The following is a 26,232-nucleotide window of genomic DNA, read 5'->3' on the forward strand; positions in this document are numbered from 1 at the left end:
GTGGCCATCCCGGTCAGGACTGTCGGCGCCATGGACGGCGCCGGCAAGCGTACATGGATGTATTCACAGCGGGTCCTGACCGGGATGGCCACGCCGGCACGTCCGCGAGGCTCCGGAACAATCCCCCCCCCCCCGTGGAGCTACAACAGACGTCACGCGGCTTCGCGCGCGTGGCGCGCTCCTACGGTGAAGCAGGGACGGGCGTGCGAGCACCTTGGCGGCCGAGGGTCAGCCACAGGGCTGCGTGGATCGGCAGCAGCAGGCAGATCCAGGGCATGTTGCGCTGGGGCAGGACCGGCATCCAGTTGAGGAACAGTGCCAGCACGCCGGACGCCGCAATCGCCGCGAGGACCCAGCCGAACAGCCGACCCGGTGCGCGGCCGCGGATCACACGCCATGCGCCAGGCAGCAGCAGCAGGCACAGCGGGTTGAACAGCAGGATGTTGTAGTTGTTCCAGCCGAAGCGGTGTTCGGTGCCGAACCAGATGAAGGCGATCAGCAGGCCCGCCAGGGTGCAGACCACCCAGAACGGCAGGGCAGTCGCGGCCACCCGCGCAGGTGCGCGGGCGCCCGCCCAGACGATCGCGCCGGCCACGATCAGCCCGGCCAGCAGCCACGGCCACCAGTGCCGCGCTGCTTCGGCCGGTTCGGGTGCCAGCCGATGCGCAACCAACTCCGCCTCTTCCAGCACCAGCGGGCGCCCGTCCGCCCGGCGCACATCGCGCAGACCCTCTGCCAGGCGCATCGGAACGAAGGCCTCCTGCCAGCGCGAGTTGGGCCGGTCGGCCGCCGGCCCCAGGCCGATGTCGAAACCCAGCCACATCCACGGCGTGGGTGAGGCCAGCCGCACCGCGTCGGCGCGATAGGTGTTGCCGCGCGAGCGACCGTGCAGCTGCGTGGCCAGCAGGCCGTCCAGCGCCTCGTCAAGCGCATCGCGTACCCGGGTGGAGCAGTTGTCCAGGAAATAGTCGTAACGGTAGCCGGCGTTCTCGGGCTTGGCGTTTTCCTCCAGCCCGGCGGCGAGGACGCGGGCCTGGTCAGGCGCCAGGTCCAGCCACTGGATCGACACGCCCCGGCCCACCTGGTGGTAGTAGGCCAGGTCCTGCGACAGGGGCATGGCCACCAGCATGTAGTACATGTGCCCGCGGATGAAGTTGCCGGTGAATCCCGGCTCGTCCATGTCGAAGAAGCCGAAGTTGTACGAGACCGGTTCGCCCAGGGCGGGGTCATCCACCACAATCGCGTTGTGGCCGAAGCGTTCGAAGAAGATCTCTCCGGGCTGCATCGTGGCCACGCCGATCCGCGGCGCCGCGACGGCCGCCGACGATAGCAGGCACAGCAGAAGCAGGAACAGCGCCGTAGGAGCGCGCCATGCGCGCGAAGCCGCGTGACGTTGAGGGTTGTTCACGCCTCTTCCACTTCCGGGTGCACGCTCACATGCAGCGAATGCAGGCGACGCGAATCTGCCCGCGCCACGCGGAAGCCGAAGCGGCCCAGGGTCAGCTCCTCGCCGGCTTCGGGCAGGTGGCCGATCGCGTCGGTGACCAGCCCGCCGATGGTGTCGTACTCGTCGTCGCCGAAGTCCGAGCCGAAGCGCTCGTTGAAGTCCTCGATCGGGGTCAGCGCGTCGACCAGGTACTGGCCGTCGGCCTGGGCCGCGATCAGGGCGGCAGGATCATCGGCCTCGTCGTACTCGTCGTCGATCTCGCCAACGATTTCCTCCAGCACGTCCTCGATCGTGATCAGTCCGGCGACGCCGCCGTATTCGTCGATCACGATCGCCATGTGGTTGCGCGACTGGCGGAACTCGCGCAGCAGGATATCCAGGCGCTTGGATTCCGGAATCAGCACCGCGGGACGGAGCAGGGCGCGGATATCGGGCGATCCGGCACCGGGCAACGCACCGCGCAGCAGGTCCTTGGCCAGCAGGATGCCGAGCACTTCGTCCTTGTCCTCACCGTGGACCGGGAAACGCGAGTGGCCGGACTCCACCACCAGCGACATCACTTCCTCATAGCTGGCGTCGATGGGCAGGGAAACCATCTGCGAGCGCGCGATCATGGCGTCGCCCACGGTCATTTCCGAGATCGACATCGCCCCTTCCATGGTCAGCAGCGTGTCGGGAAGGATCAGGCCACCGGCCTGGGCGTCGCGCAGTATTTCCACCAGGTCTTCCCGGGTGGTCGGCTCGCCAGAGAGTGCCGAGCTGATGCGGTCCAGCCAGCTGCGGCGTTTGTCTTGGGTGTCTTGCGGTGAAGGTCGACTGTCGTCTTCTGCCATCTCGGTAACGTGAACGCCCAGTGGGGCTACCTGCGAAGTCTAGCGCGGAACCTGTCGTTCATCACGCGGCCGCCGTGGCTTCAGCCATCCAGATAGGGATCGGCAATACCCAACGCGTCGAGGATCTCGCGCTCGAGCTGTTCCATCGCCTCCGCTTCCACGTCGTCGTCGTGATCCCAGCCAAGCAGGTGCAGGGTGCCGTGCACGGTCAGGTGGGCGTAATGGGCAGCGGGCGATTTGCCCTGCTCGCGGGCCTCACGGGCGACCACCGGTGCGCAGATGATCAGGTCGCCCAGCAGCGGCATGTGGAAATCTTCCGGCAGCCCTTCGGGCAGCTCTGCCGGGAAGCTGAGCACGTTGGTGGCGTAGTCCTTGCCGCGATAGTGGCGGTTGAGGGCGCGACCCTCGCGTTCGTCGACGATGCGGATGGCCAGGTCGGCTTCACGGATGCGGCCGGCCAAGGCAGCCGTGGCCCACCTGCGGAAGCTGACCGCGGCAGGCAGGCCCTTGCGCGATATCGCGTAGGCGACCGCCACGTCCAGGCGCTCGGGCCCCAGGGTCATTGCGCCCTCCATTCCAAAAGTCTGCGAAGTGCCACGGTCTGCATCCTGTCTGGAGCCAGGAACAGTCTACGACGCCGGGCCGGTCCCGGTGTCCTGCGCGTCGCGCTGTTCGTAGGCATTGACGATGCGGGCCACCAGCGGGTGGCGGACCACGTCACGCGATTCGAAGAAGGTGAAGCTGACGCCTTCCACCTCGTGCAGCACTTCGACCGCATCGCGCAGGCCGGACTTCACCTGCTTGGGCAGGTCGATCTGGGTCAGGTCGCCGGTGACTACCGCAGTGGAGCCGAAGCCCAGGCGGGTCAGGAACATCTTCATCTGTTCGATGGTGGTGTTCTGGGCCTCGTCCAGGATCACGAACGCGTCGTTGAGGGTGCGCCCGCGCATGTAGGCCAGCGGGGCGATTTCGATCACGTTGCGCTCCAGCAGCTTGAGCACCTTTTCCACGCCCAGCATTTCGTACAGGGCGTCGTAGAGGGGGCGCAGATAGGGGTCGACCTTCTGGCTCAGGTCGCCAGGCAGGAACCCCAGCTTCTCGCCGGCTTCCACCGCTGGGCGTACGAGCACCAGACGCTGCACCTTCGATTCGTTCAGCGCCTCCACGGCCATGGCCACGGCGAGGAAGGTCTTGCCGGTGCCGGCCGGACCGACGCCGAAGTTGATGTCGTGGGTGGCAATGGAGTGCAGGTATCTGGCCTGGTTCGCGCCGCGCCCGCGCACGGTGCCGCGCTTGACCTTCACCGCGACTTCCTGCGGCGCGTAATCCTCGGGATGGAGCTCGAGGTTCGAGTGGCTCATGCGTACGTTGATGGCGTGGCTGTCCAGGGTTTCGGTGGCGGCTTCCCCGTACAGGCCGCGCAGCAGTTTCTCGGTCCGGGCCACGACGTCCGCGTCGCGTCCGCTGACCCGGAACACATTGCCGCGGTTGGCGATTTCCACGCCCAGACGCAGCTCGATCTGGCGCAAATGACCGTCGAACGGACCGGAAAGATTGGCCAGCCGTTCGGTGTCGGCTGGGTCGAGGGTGAAGTCGCGATGCGTTGTTTCGGCCATAGGCGGCAAGGGTAGCGCACCGCGCGATGGGCGTCCGCGCCAGCGCGGGCGTGGGGGCACCGGTTCAGCCCCGGTTCCTCTTTTAATTGACGATCCAATTAATATCGCCCCATGGACAGAAAGCCACCGGACAGACCCCGTGCCGCGCGACCTGGCAAGGCGGTGCCCAGCCGCCAGCCCGGGCGGCCCGCAGGCAACATCGATCGTCGTGCGCTGGCGCTTGATGCCGCACTGCACTGCTACGTGCACCGCGGCATCGCCGCCACCACCCTGCGGGACATTGCCGCGCAGGCCGGGGTGACGCCCGCCGCGTTGTACTACTACTTCGATGACGCCGCCGGCCTGCGTGATGCAGTCATCGCCGAGCGGCTGATGCCGGTCTTTGAACAGATGCGCGGCGGCCTCATCGGCATGCCCGATGCCAGCCTGCGCCAAGTGCTGGAAGGCTTCATCCACCATCTGTGTGCACTGGTGGAAGAGCACCCGTGGCTGTCGGCCCTGTGGATCCGCGAGGTGGTCAGCGAAGGCGGGAGCCTGCGCGACCTGCTGGTCAACCGGATGGCACCGGAGATCACCCGCATCCTGACGGCAAGGATCGCGGCGGAGCAGCAGGCGGGACGCCTCAACCCGGCGCTGGATCCCCGCCTGCTGATGGTCTCGCTGGTTGGGCTGACCCTGTTTCCGGCCGCCGGGCTGCCGATCTGGCAGCAGCTGTTCGAAGGCCAGCCGCTGGACATCCACCACATCCGAAACCACGCGCTTGCCCTGGTCGAGCGCGGACTGGAGCTTCCCGAATGAGTTTTGCAATCCCCTTGCGGCATGGCGCCGCTGCGCTGGCCCTGTTGGCCGTGCTCACCTTGGCTGGTTGCAGCAAGAGCGGGCCGCAGGCGCTGGGCACGCTGGAGTACGACCGCATCACCGTGCCGGCCCCTGAGGGCGAAAGGATCATCGGCATCCACGTGCGCGAGGGCCAGCAGGTGGCTGAAGGGGCCGCGCTGCTCACCCTTGAACGCACACGCGGCGATGCCCGCCTGGTGGCCAGCCTGGCCGAAGCCAGTCAGCGGCGCGAAGCGCTGCTGGAGCTGCAAGCGGGGCCGCGCGAAGAAGACATCGCCCAGGCCCGAGCCAACCTCGCCGCAGCCCAGGCCCAGGCGCGGGACGCCCGTGCCCGCTACCAGCGCCTGGCGCCGCTGGGCAGCGAGCAGCTGGTCTCCGCCGCCGATGTGGATGCGGCCCGCGCTGCAGCACAAAGTGCAGAAGCGCAGGTGCGTGCCGGGCAGGCAGCGCTGGATGAATTGCTCAATGGCGCCCGCCCCGAGCAGCTGGCCCAGGCCAGCGCCGCGCTGCAGGCCGCGCAGGCGCGGTTTCGGGCCGAGGAGGCCACCGCGGAGAAGCTCAGCGTGGTCGCGCCGCGGGCAGGGCGGGTGGACAGCTTGCCGTACCGCAGCGGTGACCAGGCGCCGATCGGCGCGCCGCTAGCCGTGCTGCTGGTGGGCGACGCGCCCTATGCCCGGATCCACGTGCCGCAGCCGATTCGCGAACAGGTGGGCGTGGGCGACCGCGTCCGGGTGCGCCTTGAAGGCAGTGGGCGGACGTTCGCCGGCGAGGTGCGGATGATCCGCAGCGAGCCCGCCTTCACCCCTTACTACGCACTGACCGGCGATGACGTCTCGCGCCTGGGCTATTTGGCCGAGGTGCAGCTGGAGCCGGCGGCGGGTGGGCTGCCCGCCGGACTGCCGGTGCTGGTTGAATTCAACTTCGGCGACCAGGCGCGGTGATGGACGGCACGTATCCAGCGGAAGCCGGCGATGAAACAGCCCCGCCGGCCATCCTGGCCCGCGGCCTGACCCGGCGCTTCGGCGACCTGGTGGCCGTGGACGGCGTGGACCTGACCGTGCCGCGCGCCAACGTGTACGGCTTCCTCGGCCCGAACGGGTCCGGCAAGTCCACCACGATCCGCATGCTGTGCGGGCTGCTGACGCCCAGCGATGGCGAGATCGAGGTGCTGGGGCTGCGCGTGCCCGAACAGGCCGAGGCCCTGCGTCTGCGGATCGGCTACATGACCCAGAAGTTCTCGCTGTTCGAGGACCTGACGGTGCGCGAGAACCTGGAGTTCCTTGCCGCCGTGTACGGGCTCAATCGCGCCGCCACCCGCAGGCGGGTGGACGAGCTCATCGAGCGCTATCACTTCGGCGATCGCCAGAAGCAGCTGGCCGGGACCATGAGCGGCGGGCAGAAGCAGCGCCTGGCGCTGGCGGCGGCGGTGATCCACGAGCCGGAGCTGCTGTTTCTGGACGAGCCGACCAGCGCGGTGGACCCGGAGTCGCGCCGGGACTTCTGGGAGAAGCTGTTCGAACTGGCCGATGCCGGTACCACCCTGCTGGTGTCCACCCATTACATGGACGAGGCCGAGCGCTGCCACCGGATTGCGATCCTCGACCGCGGCGTACTGGTGGCAGACGGCGCGCCTGCGGACCTGGCGGGTGATCTGGCCGGGCGCAGCGTGCAGGTGCATGCGCGCCATCCGCGCCGCGCGCAGCAGGCGCTTGCCGCGCTGCCGGGCGTGATCAGTGCGGCCCAGATCGGCAACAGCCTGCGGGTGCTGTCCGCTCCGGGCCAGGACAGCGTGGATGCCATTCGCGACTCACTGTCCAAGGCCGGGCTGGACGCCGAGGTGGAGCTTGTAGCGGCCAACCTGGAAGACGTGTTCGTCGCCGCCACCCACGGGCGCGCGGCTGAAGGAGCGCGGGAATGAAGAACCTGCGCCGGATGTGGGCCGTGGCGTTGAAGGAGATGCGGCAGATGCGCCGCGACCGGATCAGCGTGGTGATGATCGTGCTGATCCCGGTGATCGACCTGCTGCTGTTCGGCTATGCGATCAACCTCAACCCGCGCAACCTCGAGGCCGCCGTGGTGGACCAGGCCGCCACAGCCACCTCCCGGGCCGCGGTGATGGACATGGCGGCCACCGGCGTCATCGACCTGGAGCGCGTGGCCGACAGCCCGCAGCAGCTGGTGGACATGCTGCGGCGTGGTGAGGTCAGCGTGGGTATCGCCATTCCGCCCGATTACGAGCGCCGCTTGGCCGATGGGCGCGCAGCGGTGCAGGTGATGGTGGATGGCACCGACACCGTGGTCCAGGCCGCGGCCAACCAGCTGGCGCAGATGCCGCTGGAAGGCCCCAACGGCGTGCATCCGGTGGCGCATGCGCCGCAGATCGAGGTGGTGAGCTTTTACAACCCGGAGCGCCGTTCGGCGGTGACCATCGTGCCCGGGCTGATCGGCATCATCCTCACCATGACCATGATGATGTTCACCGCCATGGCCGCGGTGCGCGAGCGCGAGCGCGGCAACATGGAGCTGCTGATCGCCACCCCGCTCAGCCGCAGTGCGTTGATGATCGGCAAGGTGCTGCCCTACGCGGTGATCGGCCTGATCCAGACCACGCTGATCCTGGTGCTGGGGTTCTGGCTGTTCTCCATCCCGCTGCGCGGCAGCCTGGTGGACGTGTACATCGCCGCGATTCTGCTGATCTTCGCCAACCTGTCGATCGGCCTGTTGATTTCAACGCGCACCCGCACCCAGTTCCAGGCGATCCAGGTGGCGATGCTGGTGTTCCTGCCCTCGATCCTGATTTCCGGTTTCATGTTTCCCTTCGCGGGCATGCCGGACGTGGTGCAGTGGGGCGCGGAGCTGTTGCCGATGACCCAGTTCCTGCGCCTGATCCGCGGGGTCATGCTGCGCGGGGCCAGCATCTGGGAGCTGTGGCCTGCGGTGCTGGCGCTGGTGGCTTTCACTGCCGTCACCATGACCGTTGCGATCAGCCAGTTCCGCAAGCGCCTGGACTGACCCGGGCGTCGAACCGGAGCCGGAGCCGGGCACCTCTGCAGGATGCATCCGGTCGACTGGATGTGCCCGCTACGCGGTCGACCGGGTTCGCGGGACGCCACCCACGTGCCGCTGACTTGCGCAGACCCCGTACGTCGGATTTGCCTGCGCGGCCTCCGGTAGGAGCGCGCCATGCGCGCGAAGCCGCGGGAATAGGATCATTGCCGCGTGGCGTCGGTCCCGGTGCACTGGCCGACCCCGGCCCGCACAGCCAATCGTCATGCGGCTTCGCGCGCATGGCGCGCTCCTACAAAGTCGGCCGGATAGCCAGGGGCGGTCAGATGGCCAGGAGCATCAGCGGCAGGCGCGAATCAGGCGACCTGCTGCACCCGTCCGCGCAGCGAGTTGCTCAGCGCTTCGGTGATCACCACGTCGACGAACTGGCCCACCAGCCGCGCAGGGGCGGGGAAGTTCACCGAGCGCATGTTCTCGGTCTTGCCAGTCAGTTCGTTCGGATCCCTGCGCGAAGGACCGGTGACCAGCACCCGCTGCACGCTGCCCACCATCGCCCGCGAAATGCCGGCCGAGTATTCGTTGATGTGCGCCTGAAGCCGTGAGAGCCGGGCGTGCTTCACATCATCTGGCACTTCATCGGGCAGATCGGCGGCCGGAGTGCCCGGACGGCGCGAGTAGATGAAGGAGAAACTCTGGTCGAAGCCGACGTCCTGGATCAGCTTCATGGTCTTTTCGAAGTCGGCGTCGGTCTCGCCGGGGAAGCCGACGATGAAGTCCGAGGAAATCGAGATGTCAGGCCGCACCGCGCGCAGCTTGCGGATTTTCTGCTTGAACTCGAGCGCCGTGTAGCCGCGCTTCATCGCGGACAGGACGCGGTCCGATCCCGACTGCACCGGCAGGTGCAGGTAGTTGGCCAGCTGCGGCACGTCGCGGTAGGCCTCCACCAGCGAGTCGGAAAACTCCAGCGGGTGGGAGGTGGTGAAACGGATCCGGTCGATGCCGTCGATCTCGGCGATGGTGCGAATCAGCAGGCCAAGGTCAGCCAGCTCCTCCGCACCCTCCATCGGCCCGCGGTAGGCGTTGACGTTCTGGCCCAGGAGGTTCACTTCGCGCACGCCCTGGTCGGCCAGGCGCATCACTTCCACCAGCACGTCCTCGAACGGGCGGCTGATCTCGGTGCCGCGGGTGTAGGGCACCACGCAGAAGCTGCAGTACTTGCTGCAGCCTTCCATGATCGAGACGAACGCGCTGGGTCCATCGGCGCGTGGCTCGGGCAGGCGGTCGAACTTCTCGATCTCGGGGAAGCTGATGTCCACCTGCGGTCGGTCCTGCTCGCGCCGGGCGCGGATCAGCTCCGGCAGCCGGTGCAGGGTCTGCGGCCCGAACACCAGGTCCACATACGGCGCGCGCTTGATGATCGCTTCGCCTTCCTGCGAAGCCACGCAGCCGCCCACGCCGATCATCACCGGCTTGCCGTCCTGTTTGAGCCTGTTCTCCTTGAGCACCCGCCAGCGGCCCAGCTGGCTGAACACCTTCTCCTGCGCCTTCTCGCGGATCGAGCAGGTATTGACCAGCACGACATCCGCCTCTTCGACGTTGTCGGTCAGCTCCAGGCCTTCGGCAGCGGCCAGCACGTCGGCCATGCGCGACGAGTCGTACTCGTTCATCTGGCAACCGTGGGTCTGGATGAACAGCTTGCCGCGCACCGGCGGGGTCGCGGATGCGTGCTCCAGCGGAGCAGGGTCAGCGACGGTCAGGGCCTGTTGGCCGGGGGCATGGGGTGTGGTCATGGCGGTTCCGGGGCGCGGCGGGTAGTCCGGGCCGGATGGCGGTTCAAGGGCCGGATAGTCTAATCGGTCGCGTTTGCGCGCGGTATATACGTCTGTGAGGCCTGCACTTGGCAAGCCGAGCCAATCGGGGGAAACTCCGGACGATGAAAGGGGTAAGGGGACTTATTGCAGCGTTGTGCGTGTGCGCGGCCTTCCCGGCCGCGGCGGGCACCCTGTACCGATGTGTCGGCGCCGACGGCGTGTCCCAATACGTGAGCAAGCGGGTCTCTGGCGCCAGCTGTACGATCGCTGCCAGCTACCGCCCTGAACGCACCCGGGCCCGGACCACGCCAGTTGCGGCCGCAAGTGCCACCGCCAATCGCGACGCAGCCTCTCCAGCCTCTTCGGGCAGTGCCCCGGCAACGTTCATGGGCGGATCTTCCACCAGCAAACAGGCAGCCGCGGCGACACCTCCGCAACCGGCCCGCCCCGGTGGGCGGCGGGTCAGCGGACAGGTCTATTCCTACGTCAAGGACGGCGTGCGCCATTACAGCAGCACCCCGCCGCGCGGCGCTGCCGCGAGCGGCGCCACGGCCATGCGCACCATCAGCTACAGCTTCATCGAGCAGTGCTTCGCGTGCGGATCCCCGGGGGTGAGCTTCGCCAACGTGCGCCTGAACACCGATGCCTTCAATGCGGAAGTGGCCGCCGCGGCGCGCGAGTTCGGGGTGGAAGAGGCCATCGTGCGTGCGGTCATGCATGCCGAATCGGCGTTCAACCCCAAAGCGCTTTCCCGCGCCGGGGCCCAGGGGTTGATGCAGTTGATGCCGGCCACCGCGGCGCGGTTCGGGGTGAGCGATGCCTTCGACCCGGCGCAGAACATCCGCGGCGGCGTGCAGTATCTGGCCTGGCTGCTGCGGCGTTTCAACGGCGACCTGACCCTGGCCTCGGCCGGCTACAACGCCGGCGAGGGCGCGGTGGACCGCCACGGTGGCGTTCCGCCATATCGTGAGACGCAGACCTATGTGCAGCGGGTGGCGGTGCTGGCCGAGCGCTATCGCGGACAGCTGGCGGTGGCTTCCGCCAGCGGTGTTCACTGAAACCGGATCCGGTCGGCCCCATGCATGCAGACAGCTGTCAAGAGATTGTCGGTCGATTCAGCCATCCGTTACACTCCATTGTCTTTGGCGGCCGGTCCGACGTTCGGGTGGGCCGCTTGAATCGATTTTCAACAGCTAGCGATCAGGTTTGCGGAGTGCCGGATGGCCAATGAAGCGGTGATCGATCCTGCCAGCGGCGAGGATCCAGTCAACACGGGCAGGCGCAGGTTCCTGACCGCCACCACGGCAGTGGTCGGCGCGGTCGGGGTCGGCGCAGCGGCAATCCCGTTCATCAAGTCGTGGAATCCCAGCGCGCGGGCGTTGACCGCCGGTGCGCCGGTGACGGTCGATATCAGCGGCCTGCAGACGGGCCAGCGCATGATCGTGGAGTGGCGCGGCCAGCCGGTGTGGGTGGTACGCCGCACCCAGCAGATCCTGGATCTGCTGCCCACCCTGGACAGCCTGCTCAGCGATCCGCTGTCAAAGAACGCCGATCAGCAGCCCGACTACGTGCTCGAAGGCGACCCGGAGCTGCGTTCGCTGCGCCCGGAGGTGCTGGTGCTGGTGGGAATCTGCACCCATCTGGGCTGCTCCCCGGAGATGGTGGCCGAAATCGGCCCCGCGCCATTCGATGCCGACTGGAAGGGCGGGTATTTCTGCCCGTGCCACAAATCCAAGTTCGACATGTCCGGTCGCGTCTACGCCGGGATGCCGGCGCCGGCCAACCTGGTCGTTCCTCCGCATCACTATGTCGATGACAACACCATCGTCGTCGGCGTCGACCCTGAAGGAGCGGCTTGAACATGTCCAACATCTTCACCCGTAGCGCCAATGGCGTAATGGACTGGGTCAACGAGCGGGCGCCGGCGCTGATGCCGATGTACCGCAAGCACATGACCGAGTACTACGCACCGAAGAACTTCAACATCTGGTACATCTTCGGCGTGCTGTCCACGGTGATCCTGGTCAACCAGATCGTCACCGGCATCTTCCTGACGATGCACTACAAGCCCTCGGCCGCCGAGGCGTTCCACTCCGTCGAATACATCATGCGCGACGTGGAGTGGGGCTGGCTGATCCGGTACATGCATTCCACCGGAGCGTCGTTCTTCTTCATCGCCGTGTACCTGCACATGTTCCGCGGGCTGATGTACGGCAGTTACCAGAAGCCGCGCGAGCTGGTGTGGATCCTCGGCATGCTGATCTACCTGGTGCTGATGGCCGAGGCGTTCCTGGGCTACGTGCTGCCGTGGGGCCAGATGTCGTTCTGGGGCGCGAAGGTGATCATCTCGCTGTTCGGCGCGATCCCGATCATCGGCGGTGGCCTGGTCGAGTGGATCATGGGCGACTACCTGCCCAGCGATGCCACCCTGAACCGCTTCTTCGCCCTGCACGTGATCGCCCTGCCGCTGGTGCTGCTGCTGCTGGTGGTGCTGCACCTGGGCGCACTGCACGAGGTCGGCTCCAACAACCCCGACGGCGTGGAGATCAAGCAGGGCCCGAAGGGCAACCGCTGGTCGCCGACCGCTCCGAGGGATGGCGTGCCGTTCCACCCGTACTACACGGTCAAGGACACGTTCTACGTCGCGGCGATGCTGTTCCTGGCGGCGTTCGTGATCTTCTTCGTGCCCGAGTTCGGCGGCTGGTTCATCGAGCACGACAACTTCGTTGAAGCCAATCCGATGGTCACCCCCGAGCTGATCAAGCCGGTGTGGTACTACACGCCGTACTACGCGATGCTGCGGGTGATTCCTGACAAGCTCGGCGGCGTGATGGTCATGTTCGGTGCCATCGCGATCCTGTTCGCGGTGCCGTGGCTTGACCGGGCCAAGGTCAAGTCCTACCGCTACCGCGGCCTGATGTCGAAGGTGCTGCTTGGCCTGTTTGCGATCACCTTCGTGTGGCTGGGCAAGATCGGCGCCGGCCCCGGTACCGATCCGGTCGAGACCATCGTTGGCCGTATCCTGACCTTCTACTACTTCGCTTTCTTCATCACCATGCCGATATGGACGAAGATGGACAGCACCAAGCCTGTGCCGGAACGGGTGACGACACATGACTAAGAATCTCTTCGCCCGCACGACCGCGATCCTCGCCGGCCTGCTGCTGTCCTTCTCTGCATTGGCGGCCGGTGGTTCGACCGGGCTGATGCAGTCGGGTACCGACCTGAGTGACCGTGGGTCGCTGCAGCGCGGCGCCAAGCTGTTCATGAACTACTGCTCGGCCTGTCATTCCTTGGAGCACCTGCGCTACTCGCGCATGGCTGAGGACCTGGGACTGAGCGAAGAAGAGGTGATGGAAAACCTCAACTTCACCGGCGCGCCGTTCGGCGAGCACATCGTTTCGGCCATGCCGGCCGACGGCGCTGCGGAATGGTTCGGCGTTGCCCCGCCAGACCTGTCGCTCACCGTGCGCTCCAAGATCGGCGGCCCGGACTGGGTCTATACCTTCCTGATGAGCTTCTATCAGGATGACTCGAGCGCGCTGGGCTGGAACAACACCTGGTTCCCTGATGTGTCCATGCCCAATCCGCTGTGGAACCTGCAGGGCCCGCAGCGGCCCGTGCTGGGGCCGGCGGACGAGATGGGCGCACCGACCATCGAGCGTCTGGAGCTGGCCCAGCCTGGCAGCCAGAGCGCCGAGGAGTTCCAGCGCAGCGTCCGCGACATCACCGCTTTTCTCGAGTACGCCGCGGAGCCGGCGGCACTCAAGCGCCAGGGCATCGGCGTCTGGGTCCTCCTGTTCCTGGCGTTCTTCACGCTTCTGACCTGGTTGCTCAAGCAGGAGTACTGGCGGGACGTGAAGTAAGCCGCAGGATGTTCAGCGGATCCGGCTGGGATGCCGGGTCCGCATTGCCGGGCGCGCTCTGCGCGGTACCCGGCAGACGCGGATGAAAACCCGGGGAACCGTGGCGACCGCACGCAAGGGGTGGGCGGCGCCTGATGTAGCCGGCGGAATCCGGCGACTGGAGAGGGCCAAATGACGGCTGCGAGTCCACGTATGCGCAATGCGCTTACCCTGTTTTCATCCGATGACGATGTGCTGTGTCATCGGGTCCGCCTGGTCCTGGCGGTCAAGGGAGTCACCCACGACCTGATCTCCGTGGATCCACAGGATCCGCCCGAGGATCTGATTGATCTCAATCCCTACCATTCCGTGCCCACCCTGGTGGAGCGGGAAATGGTGCTGTACGCGGCCAGCGTGGTCTGCGAATACCTGGACGAGCGCTATCCGCATCCGCCGCTGATGCCGATCGAACCGCTGGCCCGGGCGCGCCTGCGCCTGGCCATGCTGCGCCTGGAGCACGACTGGGTGCCACAGATCCAGAAGATCCAGCGCGGCACCAAGCGCGAAGCAGATGACGCGCGCAAGCGGCTGAGGGAGCTGGTGACCGCCTCGGTCCCGCTGTTCAAGGCGCACAAGTTCTATCTCAACGGCGAGATGAGCCTGGCCGACTGCGCCATGGCGCCGATCGTGTGGCGACTGCCTGCGCTGGGCGTTCCCTTGCCCAGGGATGGCAAGGCAATCGAAGATTACGGTGGCCGGCTGTTCCGCAACCCGGCCTTCGAGCGCAGCCTGACCGCCGCCGAGCGCAAGCTCAACGAGCTTCCGGGCTGAGCCCGGGGGTCGCCGCGGGCCCGCAGCGGTTAAACTGGCCGCATGAGCAATGAAGAAGACTTCCCGGCGATGACCAGCCACCGCCCGTACCTGTTACGGGCGTTGTACGAATGGATCGCTGACAACGGCATGACCCCCCACCTGCTGGTGGATGCGGAGCAGCCCGGCGTGCGCGTCCCTCTCCATTCCGTCAAGGACGGCAGGGTGGTGCTGAACGTGGCAGAGCGTGCCGTGGCGCGCCTGCAGATGGACAATGACTCGGTGCGCTTTTCCGCCCGCTTTGGCGGGGTCAGCCAGCCGGTTGACGTGCCCATGGCGGCGGTGATTGCCATCTATGCGCGTGAAACAGGACAGGGGATGGTGCTGCCGGAAGACGTGGGGGGCCCGCAACCCGGTCCCGAGGGCGTGCCTCCGTCATCGCCGGATGATGGCGGCAATGGCAATGGTGGTAGCGATGGTCCGGGGCCAGAGTCCACGCCGCCCAAGCGCGGGCACCTTCGCGTGGTGAAGTAGGCCCGGGTGCAGCGCTCCGCGTGCGGGCCTGATCAGACCCCGGTTCCGGTTCCGGGCAAGGGGCCGCTGAACCCCACCAGCTTCTCGCCCTGCAAGACCATGCGGCCGACGTGGCGCTGTACGCCATCGTCAGACCAGTAGAAGCGGAAGCTGTACTCGAGGCCCAGGCGCCCGTCGTCGCGCCGGCGCACGCGCAGCCGTTCCGCATGCACGCTGTGGTCCAGCAGCTGTACCCCCGCACGCTTGCAGGCGTCGCGGCCCAGCTCAGTGGCCCGCTCGGCGGCCGCGCGCGAGGCGCTCCAGAAAGCAGCGCCCGCGGCGCCCAGGATCATCGCCAGCGTCATCCATTCCATGGCGCCATTGTGGCCCATAGGACACGGCCAGCGGGCGGCTCAGGCCGGTGGCGGGCCGAGTTTCATGGACAAATCAATGGCGTGCACATGCTTGGTCAGCGCGCCGATGGAAACGAAGTCCACACCGTCCCCGGCTACCGCACGCAGGCTGTCCAGATCAACGTTGCCCGATACCTCGAGCGGGATCCCTCCGCTGAACGGCTCGCCGCCGGCGATCCGCACTGCCTCGCGCCGGTCGGCGGCGGCGAAGTTGTCGATCAGGATGCGATCGCACCCTGCCTCCAGCGCTTCGCGCAGCTGCACGAGGGTTTCCACCTCGACGATCAGCGGAAGGGCAGGGTGCAGCTCGCGTGCGCGAGCAATGGCGGCGCTGACTGAGTCGGCCACGCGCACATGGTTTTCCTTCAGCATGACCGCATCGTACAGCCCCATTCGGTGGTTGAACCCACCGCCAGCCTGCACGGCATATTTCTGCGCCAGCCGCAGGCCGGGCAGGGTCTTGCGCGTGTCCAGGATCCGGGCTTTGGTGCCGCGCACCGCGCCCACATGGGCGGCGGTGGTGGTGGCCGTGCCGCTGAGCGTCTGCATGAAATTCAGTGCCGTGCGTTCGGCGCTGACCAGGGCGCGGGCGCGCCCCTCAAGGGTCGCCAGCACGGTGCCGGCCGATACCCGGTCTCCCTCGGCCACCCGCCAGTCGATCCGCACCGCGGGATCAAGCGCCCGGTGGCAGGCCTCGAACCAGGGGCGGCCGCAGACCACCGCATCTTCCTTGCACAGCAGATAGGCGCTGTCCGCGGTGTCGGGCAGCAGGGCAGCGGTCACGTCGCCATCGCCCAGGTCCTCGGCCAATGCGCGAGCCACATCGGCCTCGATCATGGCCTGAGGAGGTGGTTGCAGGGCCATGGCTCAGGTTTCCGTGAAGCCGGCCACGTTGGAAGTGGGGATGGCCTCGTCGGCCAGCAGCACCGGGATGCCTTCGTCGATGCGGTACACCAGCTTGCGGTCGCGGGTCACCAGCGCCTCGCGCAGCGGAACGGTTTCGGGAGTGTCGTCGGAGCGGTTCACCTGGCCGGCCGTGATCGCCGCGTTGAGCGCCTGCATGCCGTGCTTTTCAAGCACGGACAGCGACTGGCGGGTGGCCGGGCAGACGAGGATGTCCAGCAGTTTGCGGTCCATGAATACCTTTTCTGTCGAAAGATGTAGGGGCTGGGGAAAAGCGTAACACCTGTGCCGCAGGCCCGGCCCGAACCGGCTAAAATGGCGCTTTGCCGACGAGGAACCGCATGTCAGCCACGCCAGCAGATTCCGCAGCGCCGATTGTTGGCGTTGTCATGGGTTCGCGTTCTGATTGGGACACGATGCAGCACGCCGTCGAGAAGCTCGAAGCGCTCGGCGTGCCGCACGAGGTGCGGGTGGTTTCCGCGCACCGCACGCCCGATGTCATGTTCGACTACGCGTCCACTGCTGCTGATCGCGGCCTGCGCGCAATCATCGCCGGCGCCGGCGGGGCGGCCCATCTGCCCGGCATGCTGGCGTCCAAGACCGCGGTGCCGGTGCTGGGCGTGCCAGTGCAATCCCGGGCGCTCAACGGAATGGACTCGCTGCTGTCCATCGTGCAGATGCCCTCCGGTGTACCGGTGGCCACCTTTTCCATTGGCGCGGCCGGGGCGGCCAACGCCGCGCTGTTTGCAGCTGCCATGGTGGCCGGCACCGATGCCCGCATCGCCGCAGCGCTGGATGCTTTCCGCCGCCGGCAGACCGAAGCGGTCGTCCTCGACAGCGATCCGCGCAAGTGACCACCAAGGGTAAAAGGCCGGTGGTGGGGATCCTGGGCGGCGGGCAGCTGGCCAGGATGCTTGCGCTGGCAGGGGTGCCTCTGGGGCTGCGGTTCCAGGTGCTGGATCCGGCCGCCGACGCCTGTGCCGGACAGATCGTGCCCCAGCTTGCTGCCGGCTACGATGACCAGGCGGCGCTGGCCGACTTCGCCGCCAAGGTGGACGTGGCCACGTTTGATTTCGAAAACGTGCCGGCCGACTCCGCCAGGCGCCTGGCCGAACGGGTCAAGGTGTTCCCCAACCCGGAGGCGCTGGCTGCTGCCCAGGACCGGCTGACGGAGAAAACCCTGTTCCAGCAGCTGGATATTCCAGTGCCAGCGTTTGAAGACGTGGCATCGCGCGAAGGGCTGGACACGGCGATTGCCCGTATTGGCACGCCATGCATTCTCAAGACCCGGCGCCTTGGCTATGACGGCAAGGGCCAGTTCCGTATCCACGGCCCCGACGACGCTGCGCAGGCCTGGGAGGCACTGGGTACGCAGGCGCAGAAGGTCGGGCTGATCCTGGAAGCCTTCGTGCCTTTCGACCGCGAGCTGAGCGTGGTGGCGGTGCGCGGGCGCGACGGCGAATTCCGCACCTGGCCGCTGACCTGGAACTGGCACGTGGACGGCGTGCTGTCAGCCAGTCTCGCACCCGCGCCGGGGGTTGATCCGGCGCTGGCGGAAACTGCATCCGGCTATGCGCGGCGGCTCGCGGAAGAGCTCGACTACGTAGGCGTGTTCGCGCTGGAGCTGTTCTGCTGCGGCAGCGGGCTGATGGCCAACGAGATGGCGCCGCGGGTGCACAACTCCGGTCACTGGACGATCGAGGGCGCGCAGACCTCGCAGTTCGAAAATCATCTGCGGGCGGTGCTGGGGTTGCCGTTGGGCGCGACGGACGCGATTGGCCATTCCTGCATGCTCAACTGGATCGGCGACATGCCGGATCCGGCGCCGGTGCTGCGTGAGGCGGGTGGCCATTGGCACGACTATGGGAAACAGGCGCGTGCGGGCCGCAAGGTGGGCCACGCCACGCTGCGTGCCGATGCGCCACAGACCCTGGCAGCGGCCCTGCAACGCGTCGGCGACGCCTTCGGCCGCAGGTCGCAGGTGAGCCCGGTTATCGCCGCGCTGCACGACTCCTCCCTGTAGGAGCGCGCCATGCGCGCGAAGCCGCGTGACCCATGATCGCGCGGCGTAATTTCGGTACCGGTGCCGGTGGTGCTCCCGAAGCTCCACCGCGTTGCCCGATGTCACGCGGCTTCGCGCGCATGGCGCGCTCCTACACCAACCGGGGCCACACCAACCGGGGCCACACCAACCGGGGCCACACCAACCGGGGCCACACCAACCGGGGCCACACCAACCGGGGCCACACCAACCGGGCCCAGCAGCCGGGTCAGGCCATGCGGCCGGTGACGGCGTCCCAGTCGACCAGCTGCCAGAACGCTTCCAGGTATTTCCCGCGGTCGTCGCGGTAGTCCAGCACGTAAGCGTGTTCCCACAGGCTGCAGGCCAGCAGGACGCGGTCAGGTCCGGTGAGCGGGGTGACCGAGTGGGGGGTGACGGCGGTCGCCAGGCGTCCGTCAGTGCGTTGCAGCAGCCAGGCCCAGCCGGGGCCAAAGCTCCGCAGTGAGGCCTGGTTGAAGTGCTTTCGCAGCCCGGCCAGGCTGCCGAACGCCGTGTTGATCGCGTCGGCCAGCTTGCCCTCCGGCTCGCCGCCGCTGTCAACGGCTGAGGCCTTCAGGCCATTCCAGTAAAGACCCATCGCCCAGGCCTGGGCCGCGCATTCGGCCATCGCGCCCTGGGCCTTGCGGGTGATCTCTTCCAGCGGCATCTCCGCAAACACGGTGCCGGCGGCAAGCGTATCCAGCCGTTCCAGATGTCCACGCTGCAGGTGCCCGTGGTGCAGATCCAGGGTCTCCCCCGAAAGGTGCGGTTCCAGGGCGGTACGTTCGTAGGGCAGTGCTGGCAGTTCGAAGGGCATGCGCGGCCGATGCAAGGATTACAATGGTCCGGATTCTAACCCCCAGACAGTGATGCCGGTCCCGGAACCACCGCGACCGGCTTCGCAGGAGTTGTTCATGGCAGTCATGCAGCGCATCCGGGACGAGGTGGAGCAGCATCCGATCGTCCTTTTCATGAAGGGAACCCCGCAGTTCCCCATGTGCGGGTTTTCCAACCGCGCGACCCAGGCGCTCCTTCAGTCCGGCGTGCAGGAGCTGCATACGGTCAACGTGCTGGAAGATCCGGAAATCCGCGCCAACCTGCCGCGCTATTCCAACTGGCCCACCTTCCCGCAGCTGTTCATCAACGGTGAGCTGATCGGCGGCAGCGATATCACGCTGGAGCTGCACGAATCAGGCGAGCTGGCCCGAATGGTGGCGGAGATCGACAAGCCGTGACCGCGACGGCATCTTCCGCCTCCGCACCGGTCGGAGACGGTCCGCTGGCCGGACGTGTCGTACTGGTGGTTGGAGCGCACGGCGGACTGGGTCGCGAGGCCTCGCTGGCCTGTGCCGCAGCGGGTGCCAGGCTGGTGCTGCTCGGGCGCAAAGTGCCCCGGCTCAACCGGGTGCACGATGCCATCGCCAAAAGCGGCGGGGAGGCGGCCCTGTATCCGCTGGATCTGGAGGGGGCGGGTCCGGATGACTACGCCGAGATGGCCGGGCGGATTGAAGAAGCGTTCGGCCAGCTGGATGGCGTGCTCCACTGCGCCGCGGACTTTCCCGGACTGACACCGCTGGAGCACACCGACCCGGCCGCCTTCGCGCGTGCCATCCACGTCAACCTCACCGCCCGCTGGTGGCTGACCCAGGCCTGCCTGCCGCTGCTGCGCCGGTCCGAAGACGGCGCGGTGGTGTTTGCGATCGACGATCCGGCACGCACCTCGCAGGCTTATTGGGGTGGCTACGGCATCGCCCAGGGCGGGTTGGAGGTGCTGGTGCCCATGCTGCACAGCGAACTTGCCAGCACCACGGTACGGGTCTGCGGGCTGCGCCCCGGCCCCATGCGCACTCCGCTGCGGGCCCAGGCCTACATGGATCGGGAAGGGCCGGAAGCGGCCGATCCCGCTGCGTACGCCCAGGCTTGCGTGAACCTGCTTTCAGCCGCCGGCAATGCGCATCGCGGCCGCATCTGGGGCGGCGCCGGATCAAGCCTGTAGTAGGGGTCTTGCTGCCGCGGATGACCTGTGTGCAAGCACTTGCAGCACCTTGTTCGAATTCCGCATGAAATCGCCGGCCATCCAGCAGGTTGCAGTACTTCGCCGACCGTCATATTGCTGTCATACACGGCGGCTACCGTGTTAATCTCTTGTTAACAGGCTGGCCCGCGAACGCGCGTCGGCCTGTCTCCCCACCCCCAATGGATTTCCCATCTGCCGCGCCGGACTGCGTGGCAACCATCCACGTACGTATCGAGGCCATTGAACATGACTCCCAAGCACCGCGTCCGCCTCTCGAAGCTGTCGCTCGGTTTGATTGTCGCGCTTGCCGCGGCTCCCGCGTTTGCCCAGAGCACCTCCGCTGGTATTGGCGGGCAGGTTGTTGGTTCCGATGGCCAGCCGGTAGCTGGCGCCGAAGTGACCATCCTGCACACGGAGTCCGGCACGGTCAGTCGTGTTAGCACGGACGCCAGCGGTCGTTACAACGCCCGCGGCCTGCGCGTGGGTGGTCCTTACTCCGTCACCGTCACCAAGCCGGGTGAGGGCACCCGGACCGAAGACGATGTGTACCTCAACCTGAGCCAGGTCAACACCGTCAACGCCATTCTGGTCGGCGACGTGACCACCCTGGACCGCGTTGTTGCCACCGGCACCTACGTTGGCTCCGACATCTTCAGCTCCACCAAAATGGGTACCGGCACCAACGTTGACCAGCGCACCATCGAAGCGCTGCCTTCGGCTACCCGCAACATCCAGGACTACATCCGCCTGGACCCGCGCATCTCCCAGATCAGCAAGGCAGACGGTGCGATTTCGGCCGGTGGCCAGAACTCGCGCTTCAACGTGATCCGCATCGACGGCATCAGCAGCAGCGATCCGTTCGGCCTCGAAGCCAACAACATGCCGACCCAGCGCCAGCCGGTGTCGATGGACGCGATCGAGGAAATTCAGATCGACCTGGCCAACTACGATGTGACCATCTCCGGTGGCACCGGCGCCGTGGTCAACGCGGTGACCAAGTCGGGCACCAACGAATTCAGCGGCACCATGTACTACAACCTGCGCGACGGCGACTGGGTGCGCAGCGACCTGCAGGGCATCGACTTCAACGGCTTCGACAAGGAAGAAACCTACGGCATGACCTTCGGTGGTCCGCTGATCAAGGATCGCCTGTTCTTCTTCGCCAACTACGAGAAGTTCACCCGCAGCGCCCCGGGCACCAGCCTGGCAGGTACCCCGTACGGCCGCGGCGACATCACCGATGCACATATCGACCGCATCCAGGCTGCCGCGCAGTCGTTCGGTTTCGACGCCGGCACCTTCGAACTCCCCGAGTCCAGCAAGACCGACATCGAGGAGTACGCGATCAAGCTGGACTGGAACATCAGCGACGACCACCGCGCTGCGTTCCGCTACAGCAAGATGGAGCAGGTGGAGCCGCGCATTCCGGGCATCGGCAACAACAGCATTTCGCTCAGCAGCTACTGGTTCAACCAGAACAAGAACTTCGAAAGCTACATGTTCGAGCTGTTCAGCGACTGGGGCGACAACCTGTCCACCGAGTTCAAGGTGTCGCAGCGCGACTATGATTCCGTCGCCGCGCCGTTCGCCAACCTGCCGGGCGTGATCATCAACAACGCCGGCGGCGTGGGCCAGAGCACGGTGAACCTTGGCACCGAGCGCAACCGCCACGTCAACGTGGTCGAGACGTCGCAGCTCTCGCTGTTCGGCGCTGCCAACTGGTATGTGGGCGACCACACCTTCAAGTTCGGCTTCGACTACGAAGACAACGACGTCCTCAACTTCTACGGCCGCGACCTGAACGGTGTGTACACCTTCGACAGCCTGGAAGACTTCGAGGCCGGCAATGCGTTCCGTTACGACCTGCGCGCCCCGCGTCCGGGTGGCGACTTCAGCGACATCCCGGCCGCGTACACCTTCCGCAACCTCGGCCTGTTCGTGCAGGACACGTGGGCGGTCAACTACAACCTGACCCTGACCGCCGGCCTGCGCGTGGACATGCCGGACTTCGGCGACAGCCCGATCTTCAACCAGCGCCTGCTGGACATCTACGGCTACGACAACAGGGTCACCGTGGACAAGAAGCTGTGGCAGCCGCGCTTCGGCTTCAACTACACCTTCGACAGCGATCGCCCGACCCAGCTGCGCGGCGGCGTGGGCCTGTTCCAGGGTGGCAACCCGAACGTGTGGCTGGCTGGTCCGTTCTCGAACACCGGCCTGAACTTCGACACCTACAACCTGCGTGACGACAACGTGCCGGCGTTCAGCCCGACCCTGCCGCCCGCAATCCCGGCAGGCACCGCTTCTCCCCCTCTGATCACCGCCGACATGATCGAGCCCGGCCTGGCCCTGCCTTCGATCTGGAAGGCCAACCTGGCGTTCGATCACGAGCTGCCGTGGTACGGCGTGGTGGCGTCGGCCGAGCTGCTGCTGACCAAGAACAAGAACGCGCTGTGGTTTGACCGCATCGACGTGGGTACGCCGACGGCGTTTGGCCAGGACGGCCGTGCCATTTACTGGAACGAGGCGGGCCGTGACCCGACCAACGCCGGCAACTTCGGCATGACCCACGGCCAGGGCGGCGCGGGCAACCGTGCCAACAAGCATCCGGAAGTGGCCCAGGCCATCGTGATCCGCAACACCGATGAAGGCTCGGCCCGTCAGCTCACCCTGGCGCTGTCCAAGCCGATGCAGGACGAGTGGGGCTGGTCGATGGGTTACACCTACACCCACGCCACCGAGTTCAGCCCGGCCACCAGCTCGCAGAACTCGTCGAACTGGAATAACCAGATGGTGTTCCAGGCCAATCAGCCGGTCGACTACAACTCGCGTTACGCGATCAAGGACCGTTTCACCGGTTCGCTGACCTGGCAGAAGGCGCTGTTCGGCGACAACTACACCCGCGTTGGCGTGTTCTATGAAGGTCGTGCCGGCCGTCCTTACAGCTACATCTTCTACAACGACGTCAACGGCGACAGCGCCAACACCAACGACCTGTTCTACGTTCCGAACGGTCCGGGTGACGTGCTGTTCACCGGCGGCGCGGAGATGGAAGCCGACTTCTTCGAATGGCTCAACCAGAACCCGCACCTGAAGAGCTACCAGGGCGGCGTGGTGCCGGCCAACTCGCACCGCGCGGGCTGGACCAACACCTTCGACCTGCGCGTGAGCCAGGAGATCCCGATGTTCTTCGGCCACAAGGCCGAGGTGGCCCTGGACGTGATGAACGTGGGCAACCTGATCAACAAGGACTGGGGCCTGATCGAGGACTACGGCTTCTACGCGACCCGTCGCGTGGCCAACTACGCGGGTATTGACCCGGCAACCGGCAAGTACGTCTACAACTTCACCGGTTCCACCGACAGTGCCGGCATCCAGGAAAACAACGGTGACGGCATCAACACCGGCGTTTCCCGCTGGTCGGTCATGCTGAGCCTGAAGTACAAGTTCTGACCTGCACTACGCAACATGCTTGAAGGAAACGGCCGGGCTTGTCCCGGCCGTTTCTATTTGTGGCGCCCCCTGCCGGGGCAAATACCGTAAAGTTCCAGCCTGGATAAAACGACAAGAACAGGAAGATATGACCGAAGAATTGAAGGCGCCGAAGGCGGTGCCGGTACAGAGCGCCCGCATCTACCCCCATGGCGGTCTGGATATCCTTTCCCACACGGAAGTGGCCCGGCTGAAGGACGCCTCGCGCGGAGGCCTGCACGACCTGCTGCGCCGCTGCGCGCTGGCCGTGCTGACCAGCGGCAGCGCCAGCGACGACCCGCGCGCTGCGCAGGAGCTGTATCCCACTTTCGACATCCAGGTGCTGCAGCACGACCGCGGCCTGCGCCTGGACCTGACCGACGCGCCGGCCATGGCCTTCGTCGATGGGCAGATCATCCAGGGCATCGCCGAACTGCTGTTTGCCGTGGTCCGTGACCTGGCCTGGACCGCGATCGAGCGTGACGAGGACGCGGGCCACCCGCCCGGGACCTCCGAGGAAATCACCGACGAGGTCTTCGGCCACCTGCGCAACGCCCGCGTATTGCAGCCGGGCGAGCCGAACCTGGTGGTGTGCTGGGGCGGCCACTCCATCACCCGCGCCGAGTACGACTACACCAAACTGGTCGGCTACGAGCTGGGCCTGCGCGGCTTCGACATCTGCACCGGCTGTGGCCCGGGTGCGATGAAGGGCCCGATGAAGGGCGCCAACGTGGCCCACGCCAAGCAGCGCCGATACAAATCGCGGTATCTGGGCATCACCGAGCCGGGCATCATCGCCGCTGAGTCGCCCAATCCGATCGTCAACCACCTGGTGATCATGCCGGACATCGAGAAGCGCCTGGAGGCCTTCCTGCGCACCGGCCACGGCGTGATCGTATTCCCGGGCGGCGTCGGCACCGCCGAGGAGATCCTGTACCTGCTGGGCCTGCTGCTGCGCGAGGAGAACCAGGGCCTGGCCATGCCGGTCATCTTCACCGGCCCCACCTCGGCCGCGCCGTACTTCGAGCAGATCGACCAGTTCATTCGCCTCACGCTGGGCGAAGAGGCCGCCGGGCTCTACGAGATCATCATCGACGACCCGGAGCAGGTGGCCCGCAGCATGGTGCAGGGCGTGCGCCAGGTGCGTCAGCGCCGGATCGAACGCAAGGACTCGTTCTTCTTCAACTGGTCACTGCACATCCCGCTGGAATTCCAGCAGCCCTTCATCCCCACCCACGAGGCCATGGCCGGTCTGGACCTGCACCACGGCCGCAAGCCCTACGCACTGGCCGCCGATCTGCGCCGTGCGTTCTCCGGCATCGTCGCCGGCAACGTGAAGGAAGAGGGCATGCGCCGGGTGGAAGAGCACGGACCGTTCAAGATCCATGGCGACAAGGACATGATGGAGGCCCTGGATGCGCTGCTGCGGGCGTTTGTGCAGCAGAGGCGGATGAAGATTTCGGGGCAGTATCGGCCTTGTTATGAGGTGGTGACCTGAGGCGTGGAGGGCGGTCTCAACGGAGCGGTAATCGTCGCTGCGTAGCGCCCGTCCTCAATCAAGGTGGTCAATGATCCCTGGCCGCCCGTCATCGCCTCGATCCGGCTGGCGACCGAAGGCTGGCCCACACCATGGCCTTTGCCCGTGCCGACTGCCACCCCGGTGGGCAGGTCGTTGTGCACGGTGATCCGCAAGTGGTTCCCGGCGTGAGTCAGCATCACGTCGATGCGTCCGCCTTCCCGGCGCGGCTCGATGCCATGGCGCACCGCGTTCTCGACCAGCGGCTGGATCGATAGCGCCGGGACGTCCACCTCGGGCAGGGGGGAAGGCAGGTCCCAGCGCACGTTCAGGCGCGCACCAAGCCGGAGACTCTCGATCTCCAGGTAGCGTCGCGCCAGGTCAAGCTCTTCGGCAAGAGGGATGAAGCGCGGCCCGGCAAGGGCGCTGCGGAACAGGTCGGAAAGATCGAGCAGCACGCGCTCCGCCTCATCCGGTCGCTGATGCAGCAGAGCGAGCGCGGTGTTGAGGCTGTTGAATAGGAAGTGCGGGTGCGTACGCGCCTGCAGTGCCTCCAGCTCCGCCTGCTTGGCCCGGACCGCCGCTTGGCGCGCCCGCCAGTGGTTGTGGAACGCGGCGAGGCCGAGGGTGCCGACTGCCAGCGCGATTCCCGTCACCCGGGCCATCGGCCCCAGCCAGTCCGATCCGCTGCCCAGCAGGGCCGGACCCACCAGCCCCCGCGCGGTGCCGGTGACAATCCAGGTCCAGCCCAGCATCATCAGCAGCGCGAGCAGCGCCACCCGGTATGGGCTGAGCCTGCCAATCGGCCGGCGCAGCGCGTACAGGCTGCCCAAGGTTAGCAGGATCACCCACTGGATCAGGAACGAGGCCAGCCCGAACACCACCAACCGGTTGTCCTCCACGCCCGGCGAAAAGGTCAATACCAATGCCAGGCACAGCCCGGCCAGGATCGACCAAACAATGGCGGGAGCCTGCCAGAGGGCGTCAAGGGGTTGGCTGGTGGCGGCGTGGTTCATGGGTGAATCATAGGTGCTGTGGGCACCGCTCGGTCCTTCTCGCGGGCCACTGGTCGGGGAAAGCTGGTGCCTCCAACCCGTCCCACGTACCTTCAGCGTGTCGATAGTGCCGGGGAGGGCACATGGTTACAGCAGGG

26 protein-coding genes are annotated in these 26,232 nt (G+C 66.6%); 16 read left to right on the forward strand and 10 right to left on the reverse strand.

Annotated elements, in window-relative coordinates; all coding sequences use genetic code 11:
- Nucleotides 1-181 precede the first annotated feature (181 nt).
- The 4 genes from ACW7G3_RS00445 to ACW7G3_RS00460 form a co-directional block, all read right to left on the reverse strand.
- Nucleotides 182-1,408 (reverse strand): lipoprotein N-acyltransferase Lnb domain-containing protein, encoded by a 1,227-nt coding sequence (locus ACW7G3_RS00445; RefSeq protein WP_456980599.1) that lies wholly within the window; start codon nucleotides 1,406-1,408, stop codon nucleotides 182-184.
- Nucleotides 1,405-2,280, reverse strand: coding sequence for an HlyC/CorC family transporter (locus tag ACW7G3_RS00450; RefSeq protein WP_456971472.1), 876 nt, complete (start codon nucleotides 2,278-2,280; stop codon nucleotides 1,405-1,407). The genes ACW7G3_RS00445 and ACW7G3_RS00450 overlap by 4 nt, the downstream gene beginning before the upstream one ends.
- An 80-nt stretch (nucleotides 2,281-2,360) precedes the next feature.
- Nucleotides 2,361-2,843, reverse strand: coding sequence for an rRNA maturation RNase YbeY (gene ybeY, locus ACW7G3_RS00455; RefSeq protein WP_456980600.1), 483 nt, complete (start codon nucleotides 2,841-2,843; stop codon nucleotides 2,361-2,363).
- 66 nt (nucleotides 2,844-2,909) lie between these two features.
- Nucleotides 2,910-3,896: a PhoH family protein gene (locus ACW7G3_RS00460; protein WP_456980601.1), complete on the reverse strand. Its 987-nt coding sequence runs from the start codon at nucleotides 3,894-3,896 to the stop codon at nucleotides 2,910-2,912.
- A gap of 111 nt (nucleotides 3,897-4,007) precedes the next feature.
- Here ACW7G3_RS00460 and ACW7G3_RS00465 point away from each other — a divergent pair, with 111 nt between their 5' ends.
- Genes ACW7G3_RS00465 through ACW7G3_RS00480 form a run of 4 tightly spaced genes read left to right on the forward strand, consistent with a single transcriptional unit; the run spans nucleotide 4,008 to nucleotide 7,745 of the window.
- A complete protein-coding gene (locus tag ACW7G3_RS00465; RefSeq protein ID WP_456980602.1) occupies nucleotides 4,008-4,694 on the forward strand; it encodes a TetR/AcrR family transcriptional regulator in 687 nt (228 codons plus the stop codon).
- Nucleotides 4,691-5,674: an HlyD family secretion protein gene (locus tag ACW7G3_RS00470; protein WP_456980603.1), complete on the forward strand. Its 984-nt coding sequence runs from the start codon at nucleotides 4,691-4,693 to the stop codon at nucleotides 5,672-5,674. The genes ACW7G3_RS00465 and ACW7G3_RS00470 overlap by 4 nt, the downstream gene beginning before the upstream one ends.
- A gap of 50 nt (nucleotides 5,675-5,724) precedes the next feature.
- Nucleotides 5,725-6,651 carry an ABC transporter ATP-binding protein gene (locus ACW7G3_RS00475; protein WP_456981117.1) on the forward strand — a complete coding sequence of 309 codons (927 nt, stop codon included), beginning with the start codon at nucleotides 5,725-5,727 and terminating at the stop codon, nucleotides 6,649-6,651.
- Entirely contained in the window at nucleotides 6,648-7,745 is a 1,098-nt protein-coding gene (locus ACW7G3_RS00480; protein ID WP_456980604.1) for an ABC transporter permease, read from the forward strand. Before ACW7G3_RS00475 ends, ACW7G3_RS00480 begins: the two co-directional genes overlap by 4 nt.
- A 350-nt stretch (nucleotides 7,746-8,095) precedes the next feature.
- Here the strand turns inward: ACW7G3_RS00480 and miaB are convergent, their stop codons facing one another.
- Nucleotides 8,096-9,529 carry a tRNA (N6-isopentenyl adenosine(37)-C2)-methylthiotransferase MiaB gene (miaB, locus tag ACW7G3_RS00485; RefSeq protein ID WP_456980605.1) on the reverse strand — a complete coding sequence of 478 codons (1,434 nt, stop codon included), beginning with the start codon at nucleotides 9,527-9,529 and terminating at the stop codon, nucleotides 8,096-8,098.
- A gap of 143 nt (nucleotides 9,530-9,672) precedes the next feature.
- On the opposite strand from miaB, the gene ACW7G3_RS00490 reads away from it, so the two are divergent.
- The 6 genes from ACW7G3_RS00490 to ACW7G3_RS00515 all read left to right on the forward strand — a co-directional run bounded on the left by ACW7G3_RS00490 (nucleotide 9,673) and on the right by ACW7G3_RS00515 (nucleotide 14,739).
- Nucleotides 9,673-10,608: a lytic transglycosylase domain-containing protein gene (locus ACW7G3_RS00490; RefSeq protein ID WP_456980606.1), complete on the forward strand. Its 936-nt coding sequence runs from the start codon at nucleotides 9,673-9,675 to the stop codon at nucleotides 10,606-10,608.
- A 162-nt stretch (nucleotides 10,609-10,770) separates the two neighbouring features.
- Nucleotides 10,771-11,409 (forward strand): ubiquinol-cytochrome c reductase iron-sulfur subunit, encoded by a 639-nt coding sequence (gene petA, locus ACW7G3_RS00495; RefSeq protein WP_456971489.1) that lies wholly within the window; start codon nucleotides 10,771-10,773, stop codon nucleotides 11,407-11,409.
- A 2-nt stretch (nucleotides 11,410-11,411) separates the two neighbouring features.
- A complete protein-coding gene (locus ACW7G3_RS00500; RefSeq protein ID WP_456971491.1) occupies nucleotides 11,412-12,671 on the forward strand; it encodes a cytochrome b in 1,260 nt (419 codons plus the stop codon).
- Nucleotides 12,664-13,416, forward strand: a complete 753-nt coding sequence (locus tag ACW7G3_RS00505) for a cytochrome c1 (protein WP_456971493.1) — start codon at nucleotides 12,664-12,666, stop codon at nucleotides 13,414-13,416. The genes ACW7G3_RS00500 and ACW7G3_RS00505 overlap by 8 nt, the downstream gene beginning before the upstream one ends.
- 171 nt (nucleotides 13,417-13,587) lie before the next feature.
- Entirely contained in the window at nucleotides 13,588-14,226 is a 639-nt protein-coding gene (locus tag ACW7G3_RS00510) for a glutathione S-transferase N-terminal domain-containing protein (protein ID WP_456971495.1), read from the forward strand.
- 42 nt (nucleotides 14,227-14,268) lie between these two features.
- Nucleotides 14,269-14,739, forward strand: coding sequence for a ClpXP protease specificity-enhancing factor (locus tag ACW7G3_RS00515; RefSeq protein ID WP_456971497.1), 471 nt, complete (start codon nucleotides 14,269-14,271; stop codon nucleotides 14,737-14,739).
- Between the two features lie 32 nt (nucleotides 14,740-14,771).
- Here the strand turns inward: ACW7G3_RS00515 and ACW7G3_RS00520 are convergent, their stop codons facing one another.
- Genes ACW7G3_RS00520 through ACW7G3_RS00530 form a run of 3 tightly spaced genes read right to left on the reverse strand, consistent with a single transcriptional unit; the run spans nucleotide 14,772 to nucleotide 16,268 of the window.
- Nucleotides 14,772-15,092, reverse strand: coding sequence for a DUF3301 domain-containing protein (locus ACW7G3_RS00520; RefSeq protein WP_456971499.1), 321 nt, complete (start codon nucleotides 15,090-15,092; stop codon nucleotides 14,772-14,774).
- A 39-nt stretch (nucleotides 15,093-15,131) separates the two neighbouring features.
- Nucleotides 15,132-15,995, reverse strand: coding sequence for a carboxylating nicotinate-nucleotide diphosphorylase (gene nadC, locus ACW7G3_RS00525; protein ID WP_456980607.1), 864 nt, complete (start codon nucleotides 15,993-15,995; stop codon nucleotides 15,132-15,134).
- A gap of 3 nt (nucleotides 15,996-15,998) precedes the next feature.
- Complete coding sequence (locus tag ACW7G3_RS00530) at nucleotides 15,999-16,268, reverse strand: Trm112 family protein (RefSeq protein ID WP_456971503.1); 270 nt, start codon at nucleotides 16,266-16,268, stop codon at nucleotides 15,999-16,001.
- A gap of 107 nt (nucleotides 16,269-16,375) precedes the next feature.
- On the opposite strand from ACW7G3_RS00530, the gene purE reads away from it, so the two are divergent.
- Together purE and ACW7G3_RS00540 are read left to right on the forward strand one after the other, a co-directional pair.
- Nucleotides 16,376-16,888 (forward strand): 5-(carboxyamino)imidazole ribonucleotide mutase, encoded by a 513-nt coding sequence (purE, locus tag ACW7G3_RS00535; protein WP_456980608.1) that lies wholly within the window; start codon nucleotides 16,376-16,378, stop codon nucleotides 16,886-16,888.
- Nucleotides 16,885-18,057: a 5-(carboxyamino)imidazole ribonucleotide synthase gene (locus tag ACW7G3_RS00540; RefSeq protein WP_456980609.1), complete on the forward strand. Its 1,173-nt coding sequence runs from the start codon at nucleotides 16,885-16,887 to the stop codon at nucleotides 18,055-18,057. The genes purE and ACW7G3_RS00540 overlap by 4 nt, the downstream gene beginning before the upstream one ends.
- A 247-nt stretch (nucleotides 18,058-18,304) precedes the next feature.
- Here the strand turns inward: ACW7G3_RS00540 and ACW7G3_RS00545 are convergent, their stop codons facing one another.
- Nucleotides 18,305-18,892: a Fe-Mn family superoxide dismutase gene (locus ACW7G3_RS00545; protein ID WP_456980610.1), complete on the reverse strand. Its 588-nt coding sequence runs from the start codon at nucleotides 18,890-18,892 to the stop codon at nucleotides 18,305-18,307.
- Nucleotides 18,893-18,989: 97 nt separating this feature from the next.
- Here ACW7G3_RS00545 and grxD point away from each other — a divergent pair, with 97 nt between their 5' ends.
- The 4 genes from grxD to ppnN all read left to right on the forward strand — a co-directional run bounded on the left by grxD (nucleotide 18,990) and on the right by ppnN (nucleotide 25,061).
- Nucleotides 18,990-19,310, forward strand: a complete 321-nt coding sequence (gene grxD / locus ACW7G3_RS00550) for a Grx4 family monothiol glutaredoxin (protein ID WP_456971511.1) — start codon at nucleotides 18,990-18,992, stop codon at nucleotides 19,308-19,310.
- Nucleotides 19,307-20,071, forward strand: coding sequence for an SDR family NAD(P)-dependent oxidoreductase (locus ACW7G3_RS00555; RefSeq protein ID WP_456980611.1), 765 nt, complete (start codon nucleotides 19,307-19,309; stop codon nucleotides 20,069-20,071). The genes grxD and ACW7G3_RS00555 overlap by 4 nt, the downstream gene beginning before the upstream one ends.
- 267 nt (nucleotides 20,072-20,338) lie before the next feature.
- Entirely contained in the window at nucleotides 20,339-23,545 is a 3,207-nt protein-coding gene (locus ACW7G3_RS00560) for a TonB-dependent receptor (RefSeq protein ID WP_456980612.1), read from the forward strand.
- Between the two features lie 127 nt (nucleotides 23,546-23,672).
- Nucleotides 23,673-25,061 (forward strand): nucleotide 5'-monophosphate nucleosidase PpnN, encoded by a 1,389-nt coding sequence (gene ppnN / locus ACW7G3_RS00565; RefSeq protein ID WP_456980613.1) that lies wholly within the window; start codon nucleotides 23,673-23,675, stop codon nucleotides 25,059-25,061.
- On the opposite strand, the gene ACW7G3_RS00570 is transcribed toward ppnN, so the two are convergent.
- Complete coding sequence (locus ACW7G3_RS00570; protein ID WP_456980614.1) at nucleotides 25,043-26,095, reverse strand: sensor histidine kinase; 1,053 nt, start codon at nucleotides 26,093-26,095, stop codon at nucleotides 25,043-25,045. The two genes, ppnN and ACW7G3_RS00570, sit on opposite strands and share 19 nt — an antisense overlap.
- Nucleotides 26,096-26,232 lie beyond the last annotated feature (137 nt).

The organism is Luteimonas sp. A478 (genome assembly GCF_054052025.1).

Coding starts and splice junctions, on each gene's coding strand:
- ybeY (WP_456980600.1), bottom strand. CDS start 2,843: ATGACCCTGGGGCCCGAGCGCCTGGACGTGGCGGTCGCCTACGCGATA.
- ACW7G3_RS00460 (WP_456980601.1), bottom strand. CDS start 3,896: ATGGCCGAAACAACGCATCGCGACTTCACCCTCGACCCAGCCGACACC.
- ACW7G3_RS00530 (WP_456971503.1), bottom strand. CDS start 16,268: ATGGACCGCAAACTGCTGGACATCCTCGTCTGCCCGGCCACCCGCCAG.
- nadC (WP_456980607.1), bottom strand. CDS start 15,995: ATGGCCCTGCAACCACCTCCTCAGGCCATGATCGAGGCCGATGTGGCT.
- ACW7G3_RS00465 (WP_456980602.1), top strand. CDS start 4,008: ATGGACAGAAAGCCACCGGACAGACCCCGTGCCGCGCGACCTGGCAAG.
- ACW7G3_RS00545 (WP_456980610.1), bottom strand. CDS start 18,892: ATGCCCTTCGAACTGCCAGCACTGCCCTACGAACGTACCGCCCTGGAA.
- ACW7G3_RS00520 (WP_456971499.1), bottom strand. CDS start 15,092: ATGGAATGGATGACGCTGGCGATGATCCTGGGCGCCGCGGGCGCTGCT.
- miaB (WP_456980605.1), bottom strand. CDS start 9,529: ATGACCACACCCCATGCCCCCGGCCAACAGGCCCTGACCGTCGCTGAC.
- ACW7G3_RS00450 (WP_456971472.1), bottom strand. CDS start 2,280: ATGGCAGAAGACGACAGTCGACCTTCACCGCAAGACACCCAAGACAAA.
- ACW7G3_RS00515 (WP_456971497.1), top strand. CDS start 14,269: ATGAGCAATGAAGAAGACTTCCCGGCGATGACCAGCCACCGCCCGTAC.
- ACW7G3_RS00480 (WP_456980604.1), top strand. CDS start 6,648: ATGAAGAACCTGCGCCGGATGTGGGCCGTGGCGTTGAAGGAGATGCGG.
- purE (WP_456980608.1), top strand. CDS start 16,376: ATGTCAGCCACGCCAGCAGATTCCGCAGCGCCGATTGTTGGCGTTGTC.
- petA (WP_456971489.1), top strand. CDS start 10,771: ATGGCCAATGAAGCGGTGATCGATCCTGCCAGCGGCGAGGATCCAGTC.
- ACW7G3_RS00505 (WP_456971493.1), top strand. CDS start 12,664: ATGACTAAGAATCTCTTCGCCCGCACGACCGCGATCCTCGCCGGCCTG.
- ACW7G3_RS00560 (WP_456980612.1), top strand. CDS start 20,339: ATGACTCCCAAGCACCGCGTCCGCCTCTCGAAGCTGTCGCTCGGTTTG.
- ppnN (WP_456980613.1), top strand. CDS start 23,673: ATGACCGAAGAATTGAAGGCGCCGAAGGCGGTGCCGGTACAGAGCGCC.
- ACW7G3_RS00490 (WP_456980606.1), top strand. CDS start 9,673: ATGAAAGGGGTAAGGGGACTTATTGCAGCGTTGTGCGTGTGCGCGGCC.
- grxD (WP_456971511.1), top strand. CDS start 18,990: ATGGCAGTCATGCAGCGCATCCGGGACGAGGTGGAGCAGCATCCGATC.
- ACW7G3_RS00500 (WP_456971491.1), top strand. CDS start 11,412: ATGTCCAACATCTTCACCCGTAGCGCCAATGGCGTAATGGACTGGGTC.
- ACW7G3_RS00510 (WP_456971495.1), top strand. CDS start 13,588: ATGACGGCTGCGAGTCCACGTATGCGCAATGCGCTTACCCTGTTTTCA.
- ACW7G3_RS00570 (WP_456980614.1), bottom strand. CDS start 26,095: ATGAACCACGCCGCCACCAGCCAACCCCTTGACGCCCTCTGGCAGGCT.
- ACW7G3_RS00470 (WP_456980603.1), top strand. CDS start 4,691: ATGAGTTTTGCAATCCCCTTGCGGCATGGCGCCGCTGCGCTGGCCCTG.